Source organism: Allocoleopsis sp. (assembly GCF_036703385.1).
Taxonomy (GTDB): Bacteria; Cyanobacteriota; Cyanobacteriia; order Cyanobacteriales; family Coleofasciculaceae; genus Allocoleopsis.
On the sequence record NZ_DATNPA010000558.1, the window covers coordinates 1 to 8,029 of the forward strand.

9 protein-coding genes are annotated in these 8,029 nt (G+C 48.8%); 4 read left to right on the forward strand and 5 right to left on the reverse strand.

What is annotated here, in order from left to right; genetic code table 11:
* Positions 1-247: 247 nt before the first annotated feature.
* Positions 248-466, forward strand: coding sequence for a type II toxin-antitoxin system HicB family antitoxin (locus V6C93_RS27240; protein WP_333479809.1), 219 nt, complete (start codon positions 248-250; stop codon positions 464-466).
* A gap of 92 nt (positions 467-558) precedes the next feature.
* On the opposite strand, the gene V6C93_RS27245 is transcribed toward V6C93_RS27240, so the two are convergent.
* The 3 genes from V6C93_RS27245 to V6C93_RS27255 form a co-directional block, all read right to left on the reverse strand.
* Entirely contained in the window at positions 559-1,110 is a 552-nt protein-coding gene (locus V6C93_RS27245; protein ID WP_333479810.1) for a Uma2 family endonuclease, read from the reverse strand.
* A 106-nt stretch (positions 1,111-1,216) separates the two neighbouring features.
* On the reverse strand, positions 1,217-2,077 hold the full coding sequence (locus V6C93_RS27250) for an MBL fold metallo-hydrolase (RefSeq protein ID WP_333479811.1): 861 nt from the start codon (positions 2,075-2,077) through the stop codon (positions 1,217-1,219).
* 346 nt (positions 2,078-2,423) lie between these two features.
* Positions 2,424-3,590, reverse strand: coding sequence for a zinc-dependent alcohol dehydrogenase (locus V6C93_RS27255; protein ID WP_333479812.1), 1,167 nt, complete (start codon positions 3,588-3,590; stop codon positions 2,424-2,426).
* 411 nt (positions 3,591-4,001) lie between these two features.
* Between V6C93_RS27255 and V6C93_RS27260 the strand changes: the two genes are divergently transcribed.
* The 3 genes from V6C93_RS27260 (at position 4,002) to V6C93_RS27270 (ending at position 6,348) form a co-directional block, all read left to right on the forward strand.
* Positions 4,002-4,607, forward strand: coding sequence for a hypothetical protein (locus V6C93_RS27260; RefSeq protein WP_414644288.1), 606 nt, complete (start codon positions 4,002-4,004; stop codon positions 4,605-4,607).
* Positions 4,608-4,963: 356 nt separating this feature from the next.
* Positions 4,964-5,515, forward strand: a complete 552-nt coding sequence (locus tag V6C93_RS27265; RefSeq protein WP_333479814.1) for a cytochrome b — start codon at positions 4,964-4,966, stop codon at positions 5,513-5,515.
* Between the two features lie 50 nt (positions 5,516-5,565).
* Positions 5,566-6,348 (forward strand): intradiol ring-cleavage dioxygenase, encoded by a 783-nt coding sequence (locus V6C93_RS27270; RefSeq protein ID WP_333479815.1) that lies wholly within the window; start codon positions 5,566-5,568, stop codon positions 6,346-6,348.
* 127 nt (positions 6,349-6,475) lie between these two features.
* Here V6C93_RS27270 and V6C93_RS27275 read toward each other — a convergent pair whose 3' ends face one another.
* Positions 6,476-7,468: a sugar-binding transcriptional regulator gene (locus V6C93_RS27275; RefSeq protein ID WP_333479816.1), complete on the reverse strand. Its 993-nt coding sequence runs from the start codon at positions 7,466-7,468 to the stop codon at positions 6,476-6,478.
* 294 nt (positions 7,469-7,762) lie between these two features.
* A partial coding sequence (locus V6C93_RS27280) for an SDR family oxidoreductase (protein WP_333479817.1) occupies positions 7,763-8,029 on the reverse strand: 267 nt, incomplete at its 5' end.

Consider the following 8,029-nt stretch of genomic DNA (forward strand, 5'->3'; position numbering starts at 1 on the left):
TGTCGAAAGGCGGTTTAACTACCCTAGAGAATCTTCAAGTTTTGTCTCGTAAAGCTCATGCAGAAAAGACTCGGTTAGAAAACCTAAAACAGCAACGCCAATAGTAGCTCAAAATGCAATTACCCACCTCTTGACAGATAATAAGTATCTATGTGTTACAAATAGGGTGACCTTGCTCACCTCGATTTTTACGCACTGACTACCGTAGCTTGTCCTTACTGGAAGAGCTAAGGGAGGATGAGAATTTATGAGTCGATACAGCATGATTGTTCAATGGTCTGATGAAGATCAGCTTTTCCTAGTCACGATTCCAGAGTTTAGCGATCGCGTTGTAATGCCTTGCACTCATGGTAAAACTCGTGAGGAAGCAATTCGTAACGGTGAAGAAGTGATTGAAATGTACTTGGAAGCATGGCTTGCAGAAGGTGAATCCATCCCTGAACCCAGTACGCTGCAAATTGCCTAATTATCGTTGCCCCATCTCACGAAAGCTGAACTGATTGAAGAATGGGTGACAAAGGTTATCTATAATCCGGTGCCTTCTTGCCCTCCCCTTACCTAATCAAACTCTGGTGCCCAAATTTCAGCCACTGCCAACTCCCATCCTGGTAGCAGTTCCGGCACTGTCAGCACATCCCCATCCCGTAAAACCACTTTCTCCACACCCGGACGATAAACCTCCATCGTCCGACTGCGCGGGTCAACTAAAACCCCAACCTGCGTTCCTAAAGCTAAAAACTCCTGAATCTTCTGACGAAGCTTAGTCAATGAGTCAGTTTTAGACTTGACCTCAAACATCAAATCAGGGACTAACTGAGCATAGTCTCCTGTTGTTCGCCGCAATCGTTCTGCTTGCACAAACGATGCATCCGGTGCACGCACATCCTCCGAAGCATTGGGGAGAATAAATCCTGCATTGGATGCAGTCACTCGCCCTAATCTACGAGGTCTGACCCAATTGCCCAAGAGTCGGATAATCTCAGCGGCAACTTCATCAGATTCATACCCTGATGGACTCGTGACAATAATCTCTCCACCTACCAACTCCATCCGATAGTCTGGATGCGAAAGTTGCAATTTTTCCAAGTCTTTAACCGTTAAACCAGCCATCAGACTCCTCCAGCAACGATTCGGCGTACACCCTCATTTTCTAATCACTTTAAGGAATCAGACCTAGGTTTTTTTTTGAGTTTTTATCAGTTTGCGATCGCCCTCTTCATGAATGATGAATTTTCAAGTTCTGGGAGTCGCTGGACTGGTCGGCAAACGCTTTGAACTCGATCGCATCGTGACTACAGAAGAGGCGCACACCCTTACTGCGATCGCGCGATAATGCACGTAGCCGCTCTTGATTGCGGAGCCTCGCCTCGCGATCCACCTCCATCATCGTTTGGTAGAAACGCATTCCTGGCGTGCAGCGTCGCTGGTCGGAGTCCATCTCGTGCCGATAAAAGTAAGCGTCGCCTGCATTCAGCAGCCAACCCTCCCCTGTCTTGATGGCAATACCAGCATGACCCCGCGTGTGACCAACAAGCGGGATAAGGAGAATCTCCGGCGGCAACCCCTCTAAATCGCGGACTGCCTCAAAGCCGAACCAGGGTTCGCCCCCCGCCGAATAAAACTTCCAGCGTTTGACCTCATCCCACTGGTCTGGACGATAGCGCTGGCTGGCAATGAAACCACGCCTGTCCTCCGCTGCGTCAATTTCATTCTGCATCACATGTACGCTTGCCTCAGGGAAATCCTCCAGGCCACCAGCATGATCGAAATCGAGGTGGGTCAGCACAATATGACGCACATCCCGTGCAGAAAAACCCAGCCGCTCAACCTGATCGATCGCCGTGTACTTGCGATCGAACTGGATACCATTGAAATGAATAAAGAACGGACTGAGCCGCGAGTAAGGCGACTGGACATCGCGCAAACCGAAGCCAGTATCAATCAGAACAAGTCCCTGGTTCGTCTCGACAAGCAGACAGTGGCAGACAAGGCGAGCCGTCAGACCGCGACTGAAGCCATCGAAGAGCGCCCCACCAATCGGGCACATACAGCCACAATTGAGATGATGAATGTGCATAAATGTTCTGCCCTAAACTACTTTTTGCCTACAGCGAAGCGTCTCCGAAGGAGGTAGGGATTGTTGCAAAATCGTTCTGCCCTATAAGGCGCACGTCTATAGCAGTTCTCAGTTGGGTGAAATACAGAGCGGAAAACCTAACTCCCAACCCCTTCCCGGAATAGGGAAGGAGAGTAAGGATCAAAGCCTCTCTCCTTGTAGGAGAGAGGTTTGGAGAGAGGTCAGAGTGTATCTCATCCAATCGAGAGGGGGTGTCATGCCATTTCACATTTAACACGCTACACATCGACCCCCCTAACTCCCCTGATTTTGAGAGGAACAAGAAAAAGTATATGTACCAAACCCCTTAGGGTTTGAGGACAATTTTGATACAGTTGTCTTTCTTGTTGCAGAAAATTTCGTAGCCGTGCGGTGCTTGGTCTAGCGGTAGACGATGGGTAATTACGAACGATGGATCGATCGCGCCATTTTGGATGTGATCGAGTAGCGTGGGCAAGTACCGATGAACGTGGGTTTGTCCCATTTTGAAAGTCAAGCCTTTGTTCATCGCAGCACCCATTGGCATCTTGTCAATAAAGCCGCCGTAAACACCGGGAATTGACACTGTCCCCCCTTTGCGACAAGCTACGATCGCTTGCCGCAGTGCATGGGGGCGATCAGTTTCTAACCGCACCGCTTGTTTGGCTTTGTCATAAAATCCTTCTGGTCCCATGCCGTGAGCTTCCAGTCCCACCGCATCAATCACTGCATCCGGACCACGCCCTCCTGTCATTTCTTTGAGGGCTTCACCTACATCGAGTTCCTCCAAGTTAAGGATTTCTGCCCCGTTGTCTTTCGCCATCTGGAGGCGTTCGGGAACGAGATCGATCGCAATCACTCGTTCAGCACCCAGCATAAAGGCACTGCGAATGGCAAATTGTCCAACCGGGCCACAACCCCAGACAGCGATCGTATCACCAGGCTGAATATTGCAGTTTTCCGCTGCCATATATCCCGTAGGGAAGATATCTGTCAGAAACAGGACTTGCTCGTCTGCCAGTCCATCCGGAATCTTGAACAAACCAACATCAGCAAATGGAACACGGGCATATTCCGCTTGACCTCCCGCGTAGCCCCCCAGCATGTGGGAGTAGCCGAAAAGACCGGATGGGGAATAACCCATGAGTTTTTCCGCTATCCAAGCATTGGGGTTGGAGTTATCGCACAGTGAGGTTAGCTTTTGTTTGCAGAAAAAGCAGCCACCGCAGGCAATGGGAAAGGGAACCACCACGCGATCGCCAATTTTGATATTCTTGACTTCACTGCCTAGCTCAACCACCTCTCCCATGAATTCATGACCCAGGATATCACCCGACTCCATTGTTGGAATGTAGCCGTTATAAAGGTGTAAATCTGAACCACAAATCGCCGTTGAAGTGATTTTAACAATGGCATCACGCGGGTTAATAATTTTTGGATCGGGTACTGTTTGAACCCTTATATCTTTGGTGCCTTCCCAGCAAACTGCTTTCATCTTTTTCCTTGTTGTTAATTATTTTAAGCTTGGATAAACAAGTTTTTTTACTCTAAATAGTTCAATTTATAGTTAAAAATTAAGCTCTTCTACTCTTTCAATAGACTTAATTCTTAAGATAATTTGCACTCCAAAAGGAGTAGGATTAAATCTAGTATTAGTATCAATCAACACTAACTTTATTAACAAAATCAGAACTTACGCAGCTGAGACACATATAGAGAATAGGGTGCGTTACCCTCCTGTCACCTACCGTGCATAAGAATGATAATCATTATCTTGAGCTAGGCGATCGCGATTCTTCGCTCAGATTACAAAACTGTAATTTAAGCAAGGGGCAAGCTGTAATTTTGGTTGAACTTAATCGAAATATAGACAGGTTCAAAATTCAACCGAAGGAGAAAGCTCATGATGAATACCCGCCGACTGTTAGCACTGATTGCGCTTCCTGTTCTCGTTGGAACATTTGGGTGCGTGGCGTTGAATCAGGCAACCGCTCAATCGCCTAAGCGATTGGCACAAAACTCGTCCCAACCCAATCAGCAACAACAGGGACGCAAAAACCATCGAGGTCCAGATTTTGCCGCAGCAGCTCAAAAACTCGGTATTTCAGAAGCCCAGTTGAAAGAAGCACTTGGAGTCCCGACAACGCCACCTGCACCGGGAGAACGCCCACCTCGACCCGACTTTAAGGCGGCGGCGGCAAAACTCGGCATTACCGAACAGCAACTAGTAGATGCTCTGGGAGTTCCACCCCATCCACCACGTCCAGATTTTGCCGCCGCCGCTCAGAAGCTAGGGGTGTCAGAAGCCAATTTGAAGGCAGCACTAGGGGTGCCAGAAAATCCACCGACTACACCGCCTGCACCAGGAGAACGCCCACCCCGACCCGACTTTAAGGCGGCAGCAGCCAAACTTGGCGTAACAGAACAGCAACTGATGGATGCGCTGGGAAAGCCGCCCCATCCTCCTGAGGATGGCAACCAACCAGACGGAGCTCGTCCTCCCCAGCCATAATCTCAAGCCAATTTAGCGACCTGTTCATGGATACGACCAAATTTTCAAGCGTTGCACATCAAAAGGATAAAACCTTAGGGGCTAATCCTCCCGTAGTTGCTCCCAAACGCTGACGGGGTGATGTCTTCCGCGCAGCGCCAGCGCGAAGGCAGGGGGCACTACCTCTACCATCCTGATCATCCCGCAACTATGCGATGCCAGTTTTCAGGTCGTGTCCATGACACTTGAGGGTGAGGTGAGAGTTTCTCATGCAGAGTGTGGTTCCAGATTGTGTTAGCGAAGCTTTTCGTTAGTGAAGCGTCTCCGAAGAAGATAGAAATCGCTCCAACATCATTCTGCCGTTTAATAAGTTGTTTATGAATCAGGTAAAGACTAAATCGCCCCCTCGATGGACTCATGCATTTCAACGACTGTGGACATTGCATTGGGTCATGGCAGCTTGTTTTTTTGCCATTTATTTGCTTGGCATTCTGATGGCTCGCCTACCGCATGAAGTCGTTTTTAGAGGCTCTCTATATAACGTCCACAAGTCAATGGGGGTACTCATCCTCGGTCTGCTTTTGGTCAGAATATTCACACTACTACAGGTGTTTAGTAAGAAATATCTGAAGCGAAAACCAATGTTGACAAGGCAGTGGATGGCGATCGCTGCGCTCCATGCTTTCCTTTATTGTTTCATGTTGGTCGTTCCAATCAGCGGCATTTGGTTATCGAACACGGGTGGACATGACATTCCCTTCTTCTTTATCAAGTTACCAAATTGGTTTGAAGAGAATCGAGCGATCGCCCATTTTGCCGAAAGCCTGCATTTTTGGCTGGCTTACACGCTGTTGGTATTGGTTGTGCTGCATGTCTTGGAGCAGCGTCAGTTCTTCAAACAGATGTGGAGACGTGTTGTCAGGAAATAGTTGTACCAGCACCATCCTATCTTCAATAATTCTATTTAAAAGCAGAGGAAATGAAAAAAGACCATGCGAAAACAAATCCAGTAGCTTCCAGGCTTAACCGACGAGAGGTGCTTGCCTTTTTAGGGGGAACAGCCGCCGTGTCGATTTTGGGCTGCTTACGCGGACAGTCCGCTTCCGTAGAACCGGTGGGTACGTTAACTCAGACACCGACTCGGACAGTGCTAGCAGCGACTCCGAGCTGCGTGGTAAGACCCCAACAAACGGAAGGGCCATATTTCGTGGATGAGAAACTCAACCGCTCTGACATTCGATTCGATCCCTCGGATGGTTCGGTCAAGCAGGGAGTACCGTTGCGTCTGGTATTTCATGTCTCTCAGATCAATGGCAGCTCCTGCACACCTCTGGCTGCTGCAAGCGTAGACCTTTGGCACTGTGATGCTTTAGGTGTCTATTCTGACGTGAGAGACCCTAGTTTCAGCACCGTTGGGAAAAAGTTCCTGCGCGGCTATCAGGTGACGAATGCAAATGGAATGGTTGAGTTTGTTACCATCTATCCCGGTTGGTACCCAGGCAGAACTGTCCACATCCACTTCAAAATTCGCACCGAGCTGGCGTCCCAGCGTAGTTATGAGTTTACTTCACAACTCTACTTTGACGATTCCCTCACGGATCAAATTCACGCGCAACCTCCCTATGCCGTTAAAGGGCAGCGCACCCAGAGGAACGAGCAAGATGGTATCTTTCGAGAGGGTGGTGAACAACTGATGCTCCAGCTCACTAAAGATACACAAGGTTACGTAGGGACATTCGATTTAGGGCTTCAGCTCACTTGAACATAGAAAACGCCTATGCTAGTCGGTCTGCTGGGCATAGACGCTAAAACGACGCCAATTCGTTAGCTGTGAGAACTATTTTCATTCTTTGATTGTGAGCGCAGCTCAAGACCTCTGTGTTGCCAATTCAGAGGTTATCAAGAATCGTTTGGGCAGCAGCTTCATCAGTAATCAGTCCTGTGATTAGGTTGCCACGCAAAACCGCCAGAATGGCTTCTGCTTTTTTCAAACCGCCTGCCACACCAATAATCAGCCGTTGAGCAGGTTGTTCGAGCGGTACACTGGCGACACGGCTGTTCGTTCCATCCTGAAGCAACACTCCGTATCGATCGTATGCCCAACCCGCAATTTCCCCCACTGCCCCTAATTCAATCAATTGAGCCACCTCATTATCACTGATGAAGCCGTCTTGATGTAATGGGGCATTCCAGGCAATATGGCTAATTCCGACAAACGTTGCTTTGGCTTGCTCTGCAAGAGTCTTTACGGCAATAAACGATCGCTGCGTCTGCAAAAGTTCTCGTTCTTCAATACTGGTGGCAACTACAGGAGTAGGGACAGGGTAGGCTTGGGAACCAACGCGATCGGACAAATGCATCACCACTTCGTTGCGACCTGCACGCCCGAAGTGGGACATGTTCCCAATAATTGAGACAATCTTATGCTGGGGTTGATCCATTGAGGGAATTTGTTCCACCATTGATCGCAACGTCCGTCCCGATGAGAACGCCAGTATCGTCGGGGTTTTCGCGACAAGATAGCTCTCTAAGTAGGTAGCCGCACACACGCCAATTCCATTAAACGTATCACCGCTCCCAGCGTCACTCGGTACCACTTCACAAAGCGACAGATCGAACTTATCGCGTAGCGACTCAGCCAGAGCAATGCACTCACTTAAGGGATGATCCAGCCGAAATTTGATCAGCTTTTCACTCACCGCCAGCGCGATTAAGCGTTGTGCCGCTTGTCGAGACACATTAAGCTTTGCCGCAATCTCTTCCTGTGTATTCCCAGCAATGTAATAGAGCCAAGCCGCATGAGCAGCAAGATCTAACTTGCGAGCCTTAAGGGGCAAGCCAGCTTTGCTGGTATCGCGTCGTTCTGAAAAAGGTTCTCTCATATCTCACCTGCGGGAAGTCTGCATCCCCCAAAAGAGTAGATCGATTGCCTGAGCGTCTGCCTAATTGTTGATTTTTTGCTCAAATTCTGATGTATAGCTCATCACATCTTATATTAATAAAGTACTTTTGAATCAACGCGAACGCTGCAACACATACATTGCAGCCGTATAGCAAAAGGCAGACGGCAGAGGGCAAAAGGATTATTACTGATGCGTAGACGTTTCATCTGTTAAAACTGTCCTAACCTGGATGGCGACAGCTATAATTTTTCCTTTTTGAGTTCTGGTTTGCTTCTATTGCCCGCCAGTAATATCCAAGTTAAACCCGGTAATATAGCTTGCCTCATCGCTCATGAGAAATGCGACACCGTTGGCAACCTCTTCCAAACTCCCCAAACGGCGCATCGGCACTGAATCGATCATCTGTTGCTCGACCACTTTGGGATCGGCATCAAAGTACTGCGACCCCGCAGCCGCCTGTAATTCGGTCTGTCGCGTCCACATAAAGCCCGGACCAATCAGCGAAGGCGAAAGCGCGTTCACTCTGATTCCGTAGGGAGC